This is a genomic window from Acetobacterium wieringae, assembly GCF_026646375.1.
GTDB classification, from domain to species: Bacteria; Bacillota; Clostridia; order Eubacteriales; family Eubacteriaceae; genus Acetobacterium; species Acetobacterium wieringae_A.
In genome coordinates this window covers 61618-77527 of sequence record NZ_JAIPPU010000015.1, presented here as the reverse complement: position 1 = coordinate 77527, position 15910 = coordinate 61618, and the positions used below count along the sequence as shown (strand labels likewise).

Here is a 15910-nt window from a genome sequence, read left to right as displayed (position 1 = left end):
TCTCCTTATCATGATGAATCGTTTTCATTATACATCGAATCGACGCTTAAACTCAAGCATCGATTGTGATTCCACTGGTTCAGTGGTATACTGACTAAAAACAGAGGAGATGATTGGTATGGCAACGGAAACATTTAATCAAAAACTACAAGACAGCAAAGATCTGCCAAAAATATCAGAACTCACGGATCCAAAAGCAATCTCAAGGTATGGGGGAACAAAATTACTGATTGCGCCGGCCCTTGCCTATGATGAAATCATGAAAAAAATTCCTGAGGGAAAAATTGTTACATCAGACTATATCAGAGCCTATTTGGCTAAGGTGTATGGTGCGGATAATACCTGCCCACTCACGGCTGGGATTTTTATAAACATCGTTGCGAAGGCTTCTGAAGAGCGGGAAGAAGACGAAACACCCTACTGGCGGACACTGAAAAAAGATGGTGAGCTGAATGAGAAATATCCGGGAGGAATAGCCGGTCAAAGATGTCGACTTGAGGCGGAAGGCCACACCATTGTACAGAAGGGGAAAAAGTATTTTGTAAAGGATTACCAGGACAAGGTTTATGCTCTTAAGAATGCATAAAACAGAAATGGAGGCAGGTATAATGGATGGATTAGAACGTTTTGTAAAAGCCCAGGAACATGACTATGGCTACGCATTGCAGGAAATAAAAAATGGCCACAAGCGCAGTCATTGGATGTGGTATATTTTTCCCCAGCTTAAAGGGTTGGGTCGGAGTGAAACCGCAACGTATTATGGAATAGAAAATCGGGCGGAAGCTGCGGCATACCTGGCGCATCCGGTGTTGGGATCCCGTTTGCTGGAAATTTGCGGTGAATTGCTAAAGCTTGATACCAGTGATGCCCATGCGGTCTTTGGCCGACCTGATGATCTGAAACTTAAATCATCCATGACCCTGTTTTATCTTGTAAGTGGCAATCCGGTATTTAAAGCAGTGCTGGATAAATATTTTGATGGTGAGATGGATGCGCTTACCATCAGTCTTGAAAATAGGGACGGTGACCGTTAATGTCTGTTAATAAGCAAGATGTACTGAAATTATTGGATGATTCTGGAATTATTTATGAATCCGTTGAGCATGAGGCGGTATATACAATCGAGGAAATGAAGAAAATAAATTTACCGCATGCCGATTGCATTGCGAAGAATTTGTTTATCCGGGATGATAAGAAGAAGCACTTTTATTTGATTTCTGTTTGTGAAGAAAAGCTGGTTAACCTTAAGAATCTACAGCAGACGATTGGTTCCCGGCGGCTTAGTTTTGCTTCCGAAAAGGATTTGAATGAAATTTTGGGATTACAGAAAGGTTCGGTAACACCCTTAGGGGTTTTAAATGACCGGGACAAAAGAGTTAAAGTATTTATTGATGAACGCTTCAGCAATCGTTTAATTGGGATTCATCCAAATGAAAACACAATGACGTTGTGGCTGAAAACAGAGAATCTGATCGAACTGATCAGGTCTCACAGCAATTCGGTTGAGGTGATTAACCTCGGATAAACAAAATATTCCCACGTTTCAGGTAGCATATAAATTAGGCGCTATTGTAAAACAGTCGGCTTGTTGCAGACGTATTTAATAGTGGATCAGTAAAAATACAGGAGGTTTGTTTCCGACGGAAACAGTGTGATCATGATGAGTAACAATTCTTATGACAATAATCTGCAAATGGAACTGGAAAACCTGATCATACAGGATTATCATAAGCTATATTCCTGCGCATTCAGAATGATCGGCAATCATCAGGATACCGAGGATGTGCTGCAGAATTCGTTTTTACTGGCATATAAAAACCTAAGCACGTTCAGAAGCGAAGCAAAATTATTCACCTGGTTATACCGGATTGTTATCAATGAGTGCTACAAGCATTTCAATTATATAAACAAACTGCCCTTAGTTAAAATTACTGAGGATTTAGGTGTTACCGAACAAGAATTTTTTGACAGCATCGAATACACGGATAATTTTGACGATGATCTGGTTATCGACGAATTGCGAGAAAAATGTCTGCAGGCGTTTTTAAAATGCCTGCCCAAGAACCAGCGGGTCTGTTTTTTATTAAAAACCTGTACTGGTCTCAAATACAAAGAAATTGCCGAGATCCTTAATATGTCGGTTGAAAACGTCAAGGTGACTCTGTTCAGAGGAAGAAAGCAACTGCAGGAATTATTTGAAATGCGGTGCAGCCTGATTGACCCCGAAAAGCCATGTAAATGCCAGCTCTGGATAAAGTTCATGAAGGATCACAGTCTTCCCCTTCCAACTGGCTATCAGCAGATAAAAACTGATGAACTGCGAAAAACCCATTTTAAGAATTTGTCATTATTGGAGAAAATCGACTACTTGTATACAGTTGATCAAAAATATGATCAAAAAGAAATTTCTGACAAAATAAAAAAAATTGCGGCAAATATTATGTAACCTTTTTTTAAAACCGGTATCTAAACTAATATAGAGCAATTTAAAAAGAATTGCGAAAAAAATTATTTGGAGGATATCGATTTATGAATGAAAAAATTGTTGCACCATGCGGGATTGATTGCTTTAATTGTGAAATGTACGCAGAGAATGTTACCCCTGAATTTCAGGAAAGACTGTCAGGGACAACGAAGATACCAGCTGAAAAAATAACTTGTGCAGGCTGTACGGATGGGAATATCTGTCTGCTTTTGAAGATGCAGGGGAAAAGCTGCAAAACCCTGGATTGTGTTAAACAAAAAGGCATTGATTATTGCTTTAACTGTTCTGATTTTCCGTGTCAGTATCTGATGCCGCTGGCTGATGGGGCGGGAAAATTTCCCCAGAATATCAAACTATATAACCTCTGCCAGATGAAAAAAATTGGTCTCGACAATTGGGTTGAGCAGGCGGCAGAGATCAGACATACTTACTTTAACAAAAAAATTGCCATCGGTGAGGGTGGCAGCACGGAGTGATCAGTTCTTAGTAGAGCGACGCTTTCGAAACCGGCAGCGGGTAGTAAACACGGGTCTGAAGCGATCACAAACATCTTTGTGATCGCTTCAGACCCTTTCTTTTATTTAGTATAACCGGCATTTTTTACCATCATTCCGGTGAATACCTGATTAAAGCAAACAATGATGAATGCGGCGAGGAATGAATAAAGAAAGCCATCGATACGGATATTGGCGACAAAAGAGTCGGCAATCATGATTGTCCAGGCATTGACAATCAGGCTGAATAAGCCCAGAGTCAGGAGATTCAAAGGCAGCGTGATCAGCAAAAGGATCGGCTTTAAGATCAGATTGACGATCAGCAGCACCAGGCCCATCGCCAGCAGCGCTGGGATGCTGCCGACCCAAATAGCCGGAAAAACCAGTGACAGCAAATAAATAGTTAGGATAATAGACAGATATTTAAGAAACAGTTTTGTCATCGTAACCTCCTTAATAACTATTTGACTCGGATTGAAAGCTGGACTTCATCGGTGCGGATATCAATCAGATCATAGGGTTCATCATCGTTTAAGGCCCGTAAAAGCGCCATCACATCGAGCACCAGTTCTTTTATTGAGTGGACAGAGATTTCGGATGAACCGCTAGGTGATCGTTGGGGGATAAATAAACAGGCAATCGACAAAAGATCAAGACAGCAGTCGAGTAATTCTTCAATAATATACAGTTGGATGGGGAAGGGCATTTTTATGAACCGTTTGTCCTTTAGCTGAAGGCGAATCCATAAGCAGCGAAATCCCCTAGTCGACATAGACCCGTACCTTGATCATCGACTGACTGCTTTCATCCCAGGCTTCGACATCAATGATGTTGGGTTCGTCAAGGGTGCCATTAATGATCTCTTCAATGATTTTGGCAAAGTCAATGCTGGAAAAATCGATCCCCTTGGCTTCCATGTCCTTGCGGGCATCCGGAGGTACCATGGCAGTCATGCGGTCGGCCATTTCACCGATGGTGGTCAGTAGCCGGATCGGGATATTGACGTTGACATTGACCGTATTATTGTCTGAGGTCACTTTGATTCTAAAAAATTTGTAATCGTGTTTGAGGCCGACAACAGCTTGTACCGGGATTACCTCATTCGTCGTATTCAGTGCTTCAAGCAGCTCCATCGCTTCGGCAGCGGTAATCTGCCCTTTTTCAATCATTTCTAGGATACGTTGTTGTTCACTCATTATTAAATCTCCCTTTTCTTCATAAATTTTTAAGACGTTCCGTTGCTTCTTTTGAAGAAATCTCACCTTTTGACAGTTGATCGAGAATTTCGTTTCGGGTCGCAGTAATGGCCGCCTTCTCTTTAATCAATTCTTTTGAGGGCACCTCATAGCCGAGACCCTTAATCACCGCGTCTAATTTACCACGAACTGTCGGATAGGAAATTCCCAGTTCCTTTTCAACATCCTTGATGTTCCCCCGACACTTGATAAATACCTTGATAAATTCCAGATCGTCATCGGGTAGGCGACAGAATTCGCAGGGGTGAAAATCGCCTTCGATGGTGGTGGTGCATTTTGGGCAGTTTAATTTGGTTATCGAAAGTTTTTCACCGCAGACAGGGCATTTGCCCGGAGCTTTGTACTTCATAAGTTTCACCAATCCTCTGATTTATTTGATTATAATATACAGCGAATAATTAAATATGTCAATGAAAAAGTTAAAATAATTAATTATTAAATTGATAATATTAATTTATAGGTAATAAATATGATAATCACAACAATAGCTGTAAATGCCGGATGGTTTTGGTTGGCAATGACAAAGTGTGATCTGGTCTTATAGCAAAAAGCGTGATATGATAGTCTTTAAAAAGCGACGGTTGGGGAAAGAAGTAATAGCCAAACCACTTCGCCGTTTTATGGTGTGTCCGTCGATGGATTTGACAAACGGTTTGCTGATATAGTGCAGCGCATCAATTTCGGTGCCTGTCGCGTCCAATTGATACCTGGCCCGTTTTTTTTGAGTGACTGGGAAAATAGCAAAGCAAATAGAAGACTAATTTAAATAAAGGAGCAAGCAATTGTATTTTGACGAATATGGCAACAGAGAAAAGGCAACCATTATTTTTTTACACGGGGCGGCGTTAACCGATACCTTCAGTAACCAGTATGTTTTTCAGCAGGACTATCATCTGGTTGTTCCCCATCTTTATGGGTCGGGGCGGGAAGTAGAAGAAAGTTATGAACCGCAAAAGACAATTGCGGCCTTAGTTGATTTAATCCGATCTTTAAATAAAAAACCGGTTATACTCGTTGGTCACTCGTTGGGCGGTGAACTGGCCGTGGCTCTGGTATCACAGTATCAGGAGCTTTTTGAGCGGGCCGTGTTTTTAAGTCCCTGGGTGTGCGCTACCCAAAAATCCATTGATCGCTTTGTGCGGCTGGGGATCTGGACACAACGGACGTCGAGGCTGTCAGGACTGCTGCGGCTACAGGCAAAATATTGGCATTTGTCCAAGGTGCAGGAGGATTTTCTGGTTGACTACACAAAAAAAATTACCCCCGAACAGTATGTGGCCTGGTTTAAGGATCGAATTTTTCTTGATGAACAAGCAAATTATGCGAAGGTGAAAATTCCCATGCTGGCAGTTTGTGGCGAAAAAGAATTCAGTGAGATTAAAACGTCGGTTGTTGAGCTGGGCAACCGCAATCATAATTGTCAGACGCTTTTTTTAAAAGGGGGGCGACATGATTTTCCTCTGCGAATGCCAGCGGTGTTAAATCCGCTGTTGAGCGATTTTTTTAGCTGTGGTAGGATAGAAAAGTAAAGCAGACGAGGCGGATCAACGGTTACCATAGTTTTCAGGCAGTTTGAGATGGCCGAAACTTGATGAATTCATCAAGGCATAAAAAAATAATGAACCGGTGGTGAAAGAATGACAAACAGAAAAATGATGGATCAATTAGCCGACTTACAGAAATCCCTTAACATTGACTGTGAAAAATGTTGCGGTTTGTGTTGTGTCGCTTTATATTGCATGAAAACCGATGGATTCCCGGACAATAAAGCAGCGGGGGTGCCCTGTCGGTATCTGCGTTCAGATTTTCGTTGTGATATCCATGACCGTTTGGCAGAGCAAAAAATGAAAGGGTGTTTGGGCTACGACTGCTTTGGTGCTGGTCAGAAGGTGACACAAAAGATGGGTAAAAATGGGAATTGGAAAACCAATCCTCAAAAAGCGAAGGAGCTGTTTCAGACCTTTACGGTGGTGTTTCAGCTCCATCAAATGGCCTGGTACCTGCTTGAAGCCTGGGCGCTAAGCTCTGATCAGAAGCAACAAACAGAGATTACGGCGCTGATTGTGGAGAATGAACAGCTGACCGCGAAAGCAGCGGATGCAATTTTAAACACGGATGTCGCAGCTTACCGGGAAAAGGTTAATGGTGTGCTTAAACAGATCAGCAGTCAGGTGGCGGTAATGTCCGCGGATAAAAAGGCGAGCAAAAATTTTCTCGGTAAAAATTTGAGCGGGAAGAATTTTGATGGCAGCGATTTCAGTATGGCGTTGATGATCGCGGCCAATCTGGAAGGGGCCAGCCTGTGCGGAAGCAATTTTTTGGGTGCAGATCTTCGTGATGCAAATATCAAAAATACGGATTTAAGCAAGAGTCTGTTTTTAACCCAGATGCAGATTAACGCAGCCAGCGGAAATTCAAAAACAAAGCTACCAAAAAAATTGGTGCGGCCTTCGCACTGGTAGCGGTGAGGCAAACGGATCATCATCAATAGTGGCATGGTGATCATTAGAAATAAAAGCACTTCCAAACGGGAGGGCTTGTGTAAGTGAATCGGGAGAAAAAGATGAAATTAACAGTATTAGTTGATAACAATACTTATATTGATCAGTATTTTCTGGGTGAACCGGCTTTGAGTTTTTATATTGAGGAGGGAGGGCAGAAAATTCTGTTTGATACCGGATATTCCGACGTTTTGATTCACAATGCTAAAAAATTGGGAATTGATTTGAATCAGCTGGATACCATTGTATTGTCCCATGGGCACAATGATCATACTGGTGGATTAGCATATTTGGTGAATCAGATGAGTCTCCAAAACACAAAGCTCGTAGCCCATCCCCAGTGTTTTAATCAAAAACAGGATGAAGGCGAAGTAATTGGTTCACCACTATCACGGGAGCAGCTCGATCAGTTCTGCCAGTTGTCATTGACAAGTCAGCCTACCTGGCTGAGTGAGAAGCTTCTGTTTCTGGGGGAAATTCCCCGGCGGTTTGATTTTGAAGGACAGCAGCCAATTGGGATGCGCTGTGAAAATGATCAATGGGTTGCAGATGCGGTTTTGGATGATTCAGCGCTGGTCTATCAGAGTGAGACGGGACTATATATTATCACCGGCTGTTCCCACAGCGGTATCTGCAATATTATTGAGTATGCCAAAGAAATCTGTCAGGATCATCGGATTAATGGGGTGATTGGTGGCTTTCATCTTTTTGAACTTGATGAACAGCTCTTTAAAACCCTGGCTTATTTTGCCGAAAATCGGGTCAAAAGCCTTTACCCCTGTCATTGTGTTTCTTTTGCGGTGAAAGCAAAAATAAATGAGAAGATTCCCGTCCGAGAAGTCGGTGTGGGATTATCCTTGATATGGTGAATATATTGAAGAACAGCAATAATTTATAGCGCCACCAACCGGCTGATAAGCAATGGCGATGGCGCAGTTATTTGGGTTAAGCCCAAGGGTTGATTTTTTCAGGATAAACCAATAGAATAGGGATAATGAAAATATTTGTGGAAAAATGAGAGGAAACAAACACATGAGAATGAGCAAGGAAGATAAAATACGAATTTTGATCGATGCCATTGATGCGGTGATGGTAATTCCCAACCATATCGAAGAGTCGGTTCGGGATGCATTGCGCAATGCCCTCAGAACCATTGAAAAACAAGAAGAAGCCAATGATTAGGAGAATAGTTTGAAAATATCAAAAAAAGATGCGTTGATGTGGTTTGAATTTTTTGCGATGCTGCCGGAAGATGAAGAACTGATGGCTAATCAGCAGGAAATTGTATATGCGACCTTTGCCCAGATTGAGGCGGCCATCGATCACCGTAACGCCAAACTGAAAAAAGACATAAAAAACCTGAAATCTCTGGAGCAACGAACCCTTTATGTTGGGGAGGAAAGCAAGTTTCCTCCGGGCTGCCGTTCCTGCCTGCTGGGGACGGGTTTAAGTGCGATCCGCAAAACCAATAAATGCAATATCGAATGTAAATTTTGTTATAACTACGGCCAACTTGACGATATTGCCCCGGTGGGTGAAGGCTTGTGGGAAATTGGCGGCACTAAATTCTATGAAAAAGATCTCGACCTGCTGCTTTCAATCCAACAACACCCGACGGGGATTGCTTACGTCTTTTTAGAGCCATTTATGGAAATTGAATTGTATTATCCGGTGATTAAAAAATTCAGAGCGGCCGGCATTTATCAGCATCTTTACACCAATGGAACCCTGGCCACCGAAGAAACCTTAAAGGCTCTGGGCGCTGCCGGTTTAAGCGAGATCCGCTTTAATTTGGGAGCCTCCAACTGCTCCGATAAGGTGATTGAAATGATTGCGACGGCTAAAAAACACATTGCCAAGGTGGGGATCGAAACTCCGATGACCCCCGAATTTTTTGACGCCTTTTTCCAGAAAAAAGCTGCTATTCTAAAAACCGGACTTGATTTTATCAATTGCGCCGAGCTGCACCTGAATCCAAATAATATTGACAACTATATGGGTGAGTTGATGTATATTGCCCGCCGGGGTTATATCTCCCCAATCTGGAGTCGTGAGTTGACCCTGAAATTGATGGCCATTGCCGATAACGAAAACTGGGATCTGGTGGTTCATGATTGCTCAAATGATACCAAGTTTGCCAGAGGGTTAAATGTAAGTGGAAAAACCGGGATGTGGTTTGGGGCCAGTAACTATGACTGCGAATTTTCCCGGATTCCCTACGCCTTTTTTCTGCCGATTTTGCGGGACGATGGCTTTAAATTTCTGGCTGAAGAAGAACTGCCAGCGGCTTATCGGCCACTGACGATTTAAAGTGGTCCGGCCTTAGTGGCAGTGAGTAGTTGAAAATGAAATGATAAAGGCTACGATGAGTTAGAAAAAGCGATGAAGTTTGCAGTATTGTATTAACCCAGGGGGGAGAAAACGTGACCAAATACCCAATCCATCCGGATTTTAAAAAATATGAAAAAATAAAAACGCCAATTCCCGAAAGATTGTTGCCGTTAATGAATGGGGTGATTGAACGAAGTTTCAATAAACGGCCGCCGGAGCCAGGGGTTCGTGAAACCCGAAAAGTAATCAACGGCTATCAAAATGAACCGGTGGAGCTGATTATTTATGAGCCGGAAGCGTCAGAGGAGCGGCTACCCTGTCTGATTTATCTTCATGGTGGTGCCTTTGTATTGAAATCAGCCGCTTTTCATAAGCGGCTGATCTGCGATTACGCCAGCCACACCCCCTGTAAGGTGGTCTTTGTGGATTACCGGCTGGCGCCCCAGCATCCGTTTCCGGTTGCGCTAGAGGATTGTTATGCTGCCCTTCACTGGGTCTACCAGAATGCCCCTGAAATTGGTATCGACCCGCGGCGGATTGGGGTTGGCGGGGACAGTGCCGGTGGCGCTCTGGCCGCCGGTCTGTGTTTGATGGCCCGAGATCGAAGGGCGCCGGAGCTTTGTTTTCAGATGCTGATTTATCCGGTTACGGACGCCCGGCTTAATACCCATTCGATGAAAGAATACATCGATACCCCACTATGGAATGCCAGGCAGAACGAAAAGATGTGGAAACTCTATTTAAAGGATGGTTGTTCATTGGAACGGGGCTATGCATCGCCGATGGAAGCTGCTTCGTTTGTTAATTTACCGCCAACCTACGTGGAAGTGGCAGAGTTTGATTGTCTTAGAGATGAGGGCATTCTTTTTGCTGAGACCCTAAAGGAAAACGGAATTACAGCAGAATTGCACCAGACCAAAGGCACCATTCACGGCTTTGAAATCGCTGAAGATAGTGCGATTGTCAGACAAAGTCTTAAAAAACGGGTTGAGGCCCTAAAAAAGGCTTTTTACGACAGCGAAACCGAGCTGATCCGATGATGCTAAAACAGGTTTGCAGCGGTCCCACTATTCCCGGATCCACGAAAAGACGTATTCCAGGTGCTGCGGCAAGGTCAGTTCCGGCGCGGCAGTGGTGACAAAATGCCCGTTGATGTTGCCTTCCTGGGTGGCAAAATCAAAGTGGGCCGCAGCAATGCCCAGGTCAACCCGCTGGATATCGTAGGCAAAGGCCTTACTGTAGCCTGGTTCTTTTGCCTCATAAAAATGACAGTTACCATCGAGTAAGACAATCCGCCAGGGCTGTTTATTGGAGGCCGATGGCCCTAACCGGACCATTTCCAGAGCAAAGGACAGATCGCCAGCGGTTGCTTCGGCCAGTGGGGTCTGAAAATCGTCCTTAAAAAACAATTGCGACCAGTTTTTACGTTGATCGGCCTTGATTAGTTTACGCATTGCTTTTTCTTTAAAATGTTTGTGTTCGGCAGCGTAGCCATAGGGGCTGATAATCGGAAAAAGTTCATCGTCATCGATATGCATTGCCGTAGAAAAACTGCGGCGGTCAAAGGTGCCCCCTAACCAGCAGCTGCCAAGACCCTGATCAGCCAGATAAAGAACCAGGGCTTCAAATTCATACCCCAGCGCTTCCAGTGCCATGGGTTCCGGGGTAATTGTTACACCAATATAGTGACTGGCACCCTTGATGACCCCGTAGGTGCCAAGCTTTTGGCTGGTTTGGTTGGCTTTAATATCAAGGGTGTGAAAGGTGACAGTTGGGCCAAAAGGATTATTCAACGTCTTAATAAAAGCAGCAATGGCGCTTATTTTATCCGCTTCAATGACTCGTTCCTGATAATTTCGGACGCTATAGCGTTTTTTTACGGTTTCTTCAACTGGAAATTTAATCTTCATGATGATTCTCCTTCGAATAATGATCCATTGGCGTTTGACAAACGGAATGCAGCATTTGCAGTACGTTCGTCATTGCCTGAAATACAAAACAGACAATATTTTAGACAATTATATTTTAAACAACATAAATAGCGATTGTCAATGACAATCGCCGGTTTTTAAGCAACAAGAAGTTCTGAATTTTTTAAGCCAGCCATCAGGTTGGTTAGGAGGGCAAATTATTTTGTTTTGTCCTGCAGTTTTTTTAATGCAGAAACAAAAAAGTCGGGATGTTCATAGTGGATGTCATGACCGGATTTAATGGTCATGGTTTCGTAATTGGCGAGGCAAGTCTGAACCTTTTCGGCATCGGCATCGCTATTGGCGGCATACAAAACGCCGTCCTGACCATAATTCGTTTCGGCTTTGAGATAAATCGTCGGACTTGGAATCGCTTTTAGCAGGGTTTCCTGATCGATCCCATGCATCCATGAACCGTCGTAAAAGGCTTCGCCAAAGGCCAGATCATAATGATCAATGGTGTTCATCAACCGCATCCAGGAATAGGGAATCCAGAAAATTCGGGGCCCCTGGTCGGGGTGCTCTTGGCGGAATGTTTCGACGGCTAGAACCACCCGTTCTTTCAGACCACCAAAAAGGGACGTCATGTAACCATTTTTAAAATAGTATACAACAAAATCGGTTTCCTCTGTCTGGTTTAGAAAGCTGTGAATGGTCATAAAGGTATCTTTCCAGGCGAAGCAGCCAGCACCTTCTTGCATTTCCGCTGGCGTGACGGAAAAGAGCGGGGGATCTTCAAGGACCAGGCCGCTAACCCGTGTGGGTGCGTTGGCGCCTAGCCAGGCCGCCAGAATACCGCCAGAAGAATGACCGGATACGAAGCATTTTTCACCGATGACATGATCCATAAACCAGATTAGCGCTTGGCCATTTACCGCGCAGGAATAAAGCGCCGGATCATGACTGGATTGACCGTGGCCAAAGCAATCCACTGCAAAGACATGATAGTTCTTCGACAATTTAGGCAGAACTGCCGCATAATCCTCCCAGGATACGCCTTGACCGTGGATTAACAGCAGAGCGGGGCCGTTATCTGGGCCCTCACCATAATTAATAACCGAACCACTATCAAGCGTGACTGTTTGCTCGGTAAAGCCGGCGGCAAGGGTTTGTTTGAGATAGTGATCATCGATCGGATGTAAGTTGCTGTAAAAAAAATAACCAAGGGCAACGGCAATGCCGATTACCACAAATACCAGAACAATCAGGGCTAGTTGCATTTTTTTAATCTTCACTTTCGTTGTCCTTCGCGGTTTGATCGGCATTGCTCAAACTTTGTTTTACAAATTCAAACTGACTGATGAATTGATTGGTATCAATCAGGGCCAGACCGCCCTGATTTTCATCACCTAAAATCATCAGGCTGTCACCGGGGTTGATTTGGAAGACGTCCCTGGCTTTTTTGGGTATGACGATTTGTCCGCGTTCACCGACAATCACCGTGCCAAAAACGTGCTTGCCTTTTGGCGGTAAGGGTACGCCAACCGTTTCGGTACCGTTGACAAGGGTATCAAGGGAAATGTTATAAAGCGCTGCCAGGGCAATGCATTTATTCATATCCGGTAAGCTCTCGCCATTTTCCCATTTGGCAACTGATTGTCGGGAAACGGCGATCTTCTCAGCCACATCTTCTTGCGTGTACTGATGGGTTTTTCGCAGGGTCTGTAAATTCATACTAATCATATTTTTCATATTTTCACCACCTGAGCTTATTCTACCAGTTTTGCGCAACGACATCCATCAATTGATGTTAACATAATGGTGCAAAAAATGTCAGCTTTGGTTGCTTTATGCAACGTCGTCACATTGTATTCGCAATGAAAACGATGGGTGAGAACAATCAGTGATAAAAGATAGCAAGAATGGTCAAAACAAAACGTACAAAATCTGATAAAATATCTAAGCAAAATAAGGAGGGTGATGTGGATAAGAACAGTGTCGCAAAAATTTCAGCAGTAATTCAATTTATCGAAACGCATTTAATGGAGAAAATGGATTTAAATCGTGTCGCAACGGCTGTCCATTATTCAAAATATCATCTGCATCGGGTATTTGCGAGTATGGTGGGCTTAACGATCCATGATTATGTTCAGCGCCGCCGGCTGACGGAAGCAGCATGGTTATTGGTTTTTTCTAGTAAACCAATTATTGATATTGCCGCAGTGGGCGGATATGAAAGTCAGCAGGCCTTTACACATATTTTTACCGCAATGTATAAGCAATCACCTAATAAATATCGGGAAAACGAAAAATTTTACCCCTTGCAATTAAGATTCAGAGTAGAAGGTAATTATGGAATACTCCACAGCAAAGAGCTACCCAAATGGCACATTACCCTTGCAACCGAAGACGATATTGCTTGTTGGATGAATTTAGTCCGGCTTATTATAGATGGCTTTCCTTATTTAGATGAGGAGGAGTACGCCATGGAATTAAAACTGCGGATCAGAAGTAAGCAGGCGCTGATCTTAAAAGATGATGATATTGCGGTGGGAGTCATGTTGTTCTCTTCTGAAACCGGCAACATTGATTTTATGGGCACACATCCGTTTTATCGGAATAAAGGGATACCCAAGGCATTTCTTGATAAGGTGATGAGAGAGCTGATTAGTAGAAATGAAATTAGTATTACTACCTACAGAGCGGGAGATAAAGCGGATACCGGACATCGCAGTGCCATTAAAAGCTTAGGCTTTATGGAAGCGGAGCTGCTTACGGAGTTTGATTATCCGACACAACGCTTTGTTTTAACAAGGGAGGTTGCAGATGACAAATCAAAAACAAAACACCAGGCACAAAGAAAAGATCTCAGACACCATTGACTTGATCCCATTTCCTGATGAAATTGCGCATCTTAAGCTCATCAACAATAAAATCGACACTGCTTTGCAACAAGCAAATGCGAACGTTGACCGTATCGACAAAGAGTATATGGATGCAAAACGGTATATGGCGGACTATCGTGGCGAGATTGATCCCCATGAAATGTTTCAAAATGAATTGGCGTTAAAGCAAATCGACAGAACTGGCGCTTTTTCGGTCGGAAGATGGGAGAAGTTAACCAAGCTGAAAGAGTCCCCCTATTTTGCCCGCATCGATTTTCAGACATGTGAAAGCCCAGTCGCAACAAAGCATTACATTGGTCGTTTCGCATTTAGCCATGAGAACGAACTTTTAATCATTGACTGGCGCGCCCCCTTTGCCAGCATGTTCTATGACTGTGAGGTTGGTTTGGCAGGATATGATGCCCCAATGGGTAGAATTGAGGGAAAGTTGACGCGCAAGCGCCAGTTCAAAGTAAAAAACGGGATTTTGGAATATGCTCTGGAAAGCTCGGTTAACATTCACGACGATGTTTTACAGCGTGAACTTTCCCATACCTCAGATGAAAAGATGAAATCCATTATCGCCACCATTCAAAAAGAGCAGAATAAAATCATCCGCAATGAAAAAACCGGTACTATCATTATTCAAGGTGTGGCTGGTTCCGGTAAAACTGCTATTGCCCTACATCGAATAGCTTTTTTACTCTATCGTTTCAAGGGTAAACTGGAAGCAAGAAACGTAATGATTCTTTCACCCAACAAGGTCTTTAGCGATTACATATCCACCGTTTTACCGGAGCTGGGTGAGGAGCCCATTGATGAACAGAGTTTTGTGGACATTGCCAAAGATTATTTGGAAGGCATCATTGCCTTTGAAGCAGATAAAGACCCGTTTGAAACGGAGGATGCAAAATGGACAGCACGGGTGGGTTTTAAGTCAACACTGGATTTTGTAAAGCAGATGGATCGATATGTACAGGAACTTCCTGCCATGATTTTTGAGTTTGTCGATTATTCTTGCGGGAACTTTGTAGCAACGGCGGATTCGATACAGAGGCGCTTTTATGGCTATCAAGATTATCCCATCAAGAAGCGGCTGTGTCTGATTGCCAAGGATATCCATGACCATTTTGAAGCCGACAACTTCAGGGATGAGGAAATACCCCGACCAAGAGTTATTCTGAAAAGCTTGATGGCGATGCTGAAAATCAAAAACAGCCTGTCATTATGCCGGGGTTTTTACCAGTGGCTGGGGTTGCCGGAGATGTTTGTATTGCCGGCCAGGAAAACCCTGGAATGGTCAGATGTATACCCGTTTATGTATCTCCATGCGGCATTTGAGGGCTTGTCGCAAAGCAAAGTCATCAAGCATTTGGTCATTGATGAAATGCAGGATTATACGCCCATACAATACGCCGTTATCAACCGCCTCTTTCCCTGTCAAAAAACAATATTAGGAGATTATGGACAGCTGATCAACCCCAATCATCGGCATACGATAGCAGATATACAGCAGCTTTACAGCGATGTACGGTTGGTGGAATTGACAAAGAGCTACCGTTCAACCTACGAAATCATCTCTTTCGCCAAGGGAATCCAGCCGGTGGATCGTTTAGAACCGGTGGAACGACATGGGGATGCACCGGTAATGATAGCATGCCGTGACAAAGAGGATGAGATAGCTAAAATCAAAGTGATGCTTGATGCCTTTCTCCAAAGCGGAAATGCATCGCTGGGAATCATTTTGAAAACAAACAGTGCGGCGCTGGTCTTTCATAAGTTACTCGCAGAAGATTATCAAATCAAGTTAATTTCGCCTGATAGCACCAGCTTTACCAATGGCATCTCGGTCACCTCGATTCAGATGTCGAAAGGCCTGGAGTTCGACGAGGTGATTATTCCTACTGCGAACAGTGATACATACCAGAGCGAAGATGACCGAAGGCTACTTTATATCGCTGCAACGCGAGCGATGCACCGACTGACACTGCTGTATCGGGGAGAACCATCCCGCTTTCTCCCACGACAGTAAAAAAAGAACGCAGAAA

20 protein-coding genes are annotated in these 15910 nt (G+C 43.6%); 13 read left to right on the top strand and 7 right to left on the bottom strand.

Features of this window, described 5'->3' with window-relative positions:
• The first annotated feature begins 118 nt into the window (after positions 1-118).
• The 5 genes from Q7P33_RS13705 to Q7P33_RS13685 all read left to right on the top strand — a co-directional run bounded on the left by Q7P33_RS13705 (position 119) and on the right by Q7P33_RS13685 (position 2961).
• Positions 119-586, top strand: a complete 468-nt coding sequence (locus Q7P33_RS13705; protein WP_303871160.1) for an MGMT family protein — start codon at positions 119-121, stop codon at positions 584-586.
• A gap of 22 nt (positions 587-608) precedes the next feature.
• Positions 609-1034: a DUF1810 domain-containing protein gene (locus Q7P33_RS13700; RefSeq protein WP_303871158.1), complete on the top strand. Its 426-nt coding sequence runs from the start codon at positions 609-611 to the stop codon at positions 1032-1034.
• Positions 1034-1525, top strand: coding sequence for a prolyl-tRNA synthetase associated domain-containing protein (locus Q7P33_RS13695; RefSeq protein WP_303871156.1), 492 nt, complete (start codon positions 1034-1036; stop codon positions 1523-1525). The genes Q7P33_RS13700 and Q7P33_RS13695 overlap by 1 nt, the downstream gene beginning before the upstream one ends.
• A 132-nt stretch (positions 1526-1657) precedes the next feature.
• Positions 1658-2446 carry an RNA polymerase sigma factor gene (locus Q7P33_RS13690; RefSeq protein WP_303871154.1) on the top strand — a complete coding sequence of 263 codons (789 nt, stop codon included), beginning with the start codon at positions 1658-1660 and terminating at the stop codon, positions 2444-2446.
• 83 nt (positions 2447-2529) lie between these two features.
• The gene (locus tag Q7P33_RS13685; protein ID WP_303871152.1) at positions 2530-2961 is read left to right on the top strand and encodes a DUF3795 domain-containing protein; all 432 of its coding nucleotides are present in this window, start codon (positions 2530-2532) and stop codon (positions 2959-2961) included.
• Between the two features lie 101 nt (positions 2962-3062).
• Here the strand turns inward: Q7P33_RS13685 and Q7P33_RS13680 are convergent, their stop codons facing one another.
• Genes Q7P33_RS13680 through Q7P33_RS13665 form a run of 4 tightly spaced genes read right to left on the bottom strand, consistent with a single transcriptional unit; the run spans position 3063 to position 4584 of the window.
• Complete coding sequence (locus Q7P33_RS13680) at positions 3063-3422, bottom strand: phage holin family protein (RefSeq protein ID WP_303871151.1); 360 nt, start codon at positions 3420-3422, stop codon at positions 3063-3065.
• Between the two features lie 17 nt (positions 3423-3439).
• Complete coding sequence (locus tag Q7P33_RS13675; RefSeq protein WP_303871149.1) at positions 3440-3685, bottom strand: hypothetical protein; 246 nt, start codon at positions 3683-3685, stop codon at positions 3440-3442.
• A gap of 55 nt (positions 3686-3740) precedes the next feature.
• Positions 3741-4175: a hypothetical protein gene (locus tag Q7P33_RS13670; RefSeq protein WP_303871148.1), complete on the bottom strand. Its 435-nt coding sequence runs from the start codon at positions 4173-4175 to the stop codon at positions 3741-3743.
• 19 nt (positions 4176-4194) lie between these two features.
• On the bottom strand, positions 4195-4584 hold the full coding sequence (locus Q7P33_RS13665; protein ID WP_303871147.1) for a DUF2089 domain-containing protein: 390 nt from the start codon (positions 4582-4584) through the stop codon (positions 4195-4197).
• 433 nt (positions 4585-5017) lie between these two features.
• Here Q7P33_RS13665 and Q7P33_RS13660 point away from each other — a divergent pair, with 433 nt between their 5' ends.
• The 6 genes from Q7P33_RS13660 to Q7P33_RS13635 all read left to right on the top strand — a co-directional run bounded on the left by Q7P33_RS13660 (position 5018) and on the right by Q7P33_RS13635 (position 10107).
• Positions 5018-5764 carry an alpha/beta fold hydrolase gene (locus Q7P33_RS13660; RefSeq protein ID WP_303871146.1) on the top strand — a complete coding sequence of 249 codons (747 nt, stop codon included), beginning with the start codon at positions 5018-5020 and terminating at the stop codon, positions 5762-5764.
• Between the two features lie 108 nt (positions 5765-5872).
• Positions 5873-6697 (top strand): pentapeptide repeat-containing protein, encoded by an 825-nt coding sequence (locus Q7P33_RS13655; protein WP_303871144.1) that lies wholly within the window; start codon positions 5873-5875, stop codon positions 6695-6697.
• Between the two features lie 101 nt (positions 6698-6798).
• Positions 6799-7605 carry an MBL fold metallo-hydrolase gene (locus Q7P33_RS13650; protein ID WP_303871142.1) on the top strand — a complete coding sequence of 269 codons (807 nt, stop codon included), beginning with the start codon at positions 6799-6801 and terminating at the stop codon, positions 7603-7605.
• A gap of 163 nt (positions 7606-7768) precedes the next feature.
• Positions 7769-7918, top strand: a complete 150-nt coding sequence (locus Q7P33_RS13645) for a hypothetical protein (protein ID WP_303871141.1) — start codon at positions 7769-7771, stop codon at positions 7916-7918.
• Between the two features lie 9 nt (positions 7919-7927).
• The gene (locus tag Q7P33_RS13640; protein WP_303871139.1) at positions 7928-9046 is read left to right on the top strand and encodes a radical SAM protein; all 1119 of its coding nucleotides are present in this window, start codon (positions 7928-7930) and stop codon (positions 9044-9046) included.
• A 113-nt stretch (positions 9047-9159) separates the two neighbouring features.
• On the top strand, positions 9160-10107 hold the full coding sequence (locus Q7P33_RS13635; RefSeq protein ID WP_303871138.1) for an alpha/beta hydrolase: 948 nt from the start codon (positions 9160-9162) through the stop codon (positions 10105-10107).
• A gap of 27 nt (positions 10108-10134) precedes the next feature.
• On the opposite strand, the gene Q7P33_RS13630 is transcribed toward Q7P33_RS13635, so the two are convergent.
• The 3 genes from Q7P33_RS13630 to Q7P33_RS13620 form a co-directional block, all read right to left on the bottom strand.
• The gene (locus tag Q7P33_RS13630; RefSeq protein WP_303871137.1) at positions 10135-10977 is read right to left on the bottom strand and encodes a nitroreductase family protein; all 843 of its coding nucleotides are present in this window, start codon (positions 10975-10977) and stop codon (positions 10135-10137) included.
• A gap of 218 nt (positions 10978-11195) precedes the next feature.
• Entirely contained in the window at positions 11196-12272 is a 1077-nt protein-coding gene (locus Q7P33_RS13625) for an alpha/beta fold hydrolase (RefSeq protein WP_303871135.1), read from the bottom strand.
• Positions 12262-12729, bottom strand: coding sequence for a helix-turn-helix domain-containing protein (locus tag Q7P33_RS13620; protein ID WP_369693315.1), 468 nt, complete (start codon positions 12727-12729; stop codon positions 12262-12264). The genes Q7P33_RS13625 and Q7P33_RS13620 overlap by 11 nt, the downstream gene beginning before the upstream one ends.
• A gap of 230 nt (positions 12730-12959) precedes the next feature.
• Here Q7P33_RS13620 and Q7P33_RS13615 point away from each other — a divergent pair, with 230 nt between their 5' ends.
• A complete protein-coding gene (locus tag Q7P33_RS13615; protein WP_369693314.1) occupies positions 12960-13859 on the top strand; it encodes a helix-turn-helix domain-containing protein in 900 nt (299 codons plus the stop codon).
• Positions 13804-15894: an ATP-binding domain-containing protein gene (locus tag Q7P33_RS13610; protein ID WP_303871133.1), complete on the top strand. Its 2091-nt coding sequence runs from the start codon at positions 13804-13806 to the stop codon at positions 15892-15894. Before Q7P33_RS13615 ends, Q7P33_RS13610 begins: the two co-directional genes overlap by 56 nt.
• Positions 15895-15910 lie beyond the last annotated feature (16 nt).

Bases quoted from the DNA above. Each gene is read 5' to 3' on its own strand.
- Q7P33_RS13705 (WP_303871160.1), top strand. From the start codon at position 119: ATGGCAACGGAAACATTTAATCAAAAACTACAAGACAGCAAAGATCTG.
- Q7P33_RS13700 (WP_303871158.1), top strand. From the start codon at position 609: ATGGATGGATTAGAACGTTTTGTAAAAGCCCAGGAACATGACTATGGC.
- Q7P33_RS13695 (WP_303871156.1), top strand. From the start codon at position 1,034: ATGTCTGTTAATAAGCAAGATGTACTGAAATTATTGGATGATTCTGGA.
- Q7P33_RS13690 (WP_303871154.1), top strand. From the start codon at position 1,658: ATGATGAGTAACAATTCTTATGACAATAATCTGCAAATGGAACTGGAA.
- Q7P33_RS13685 (WP_303871152.1), top strand. From the start codon at position 2,530: ATGAATGAAAAAATTGTTGCACCATGCGGGATTGATTGCTTTAATTGT.
- Q7P33_RS13680 (WP_303871151.1), bottom strand. From the start codon at position 3,422: ATGACAAAACTGTTTCTTAAATATCTGTCTATTATCCTAACTATTTAT.
- Q7P33_RS13675 (WP_303871149.1), bottom strand. From the start codon at position 3,685: ATGCCCTTCCCCATCCAACTGTATATTATTGAAGAATTACTCGACTGC.
- Q7P33_RS13670 (WP_303871148.1), bottom strand. From the start codon at position 4,175: ATGAGTGAACAACAACGTATCCTAGAAATGATTGAAAAAGGGCAGATT.
- Q7P33_RS13665 (WP_303871147.1), bottom strand. From the start codon at position 4,584: ATGAAGTACAAAGCTCCGGGCAAATGCCCTGTCTGCGGTGAAAAACTT.
- Q7P33_RS13655 (WP_303871144.1), top strand. From the start codon at position 5,873: ATGACAAACAGAAAAATGATGGATCAATTAGCCGACTTACAGAAATCC.
- Q7P33_RS13650 (WP_303871142.1), top strand. From the start codon at position 6,799: ATGAAATTAACAGTATTAGTTGATAACAATACTTATATTGATCAGTAT.
- Q7P33_RS13645 (WP_303871141.1), top strand. From the start codon at position 7,769: ATGAGAATGAGCAAGGAAGATAAAATACGAATTTTGATCGATGCCATT.
- Q7P33_RS13630 (WP_303871137.1), bottom strand. From the start codon at position 10,977: ATGAAGATTAAATTTCCAGTTGAAGAAACCGTAAAAAAACGCTATAGC.
- Q7P33_RS13620 (WP_369693315.1), bottom strand. From the start codon at position 12,729: ATGAAAAATATGATTAGTATGAATTTACAGACCCTGCGAAAAACCCAT.
- Q7P33_RS13610 (WP_303871133.1), top strand. From the start codon at position 13,804: ATGACAAATCAAAAACAAAACACCAGGCACAAAGAAAAGATCTCAGAC.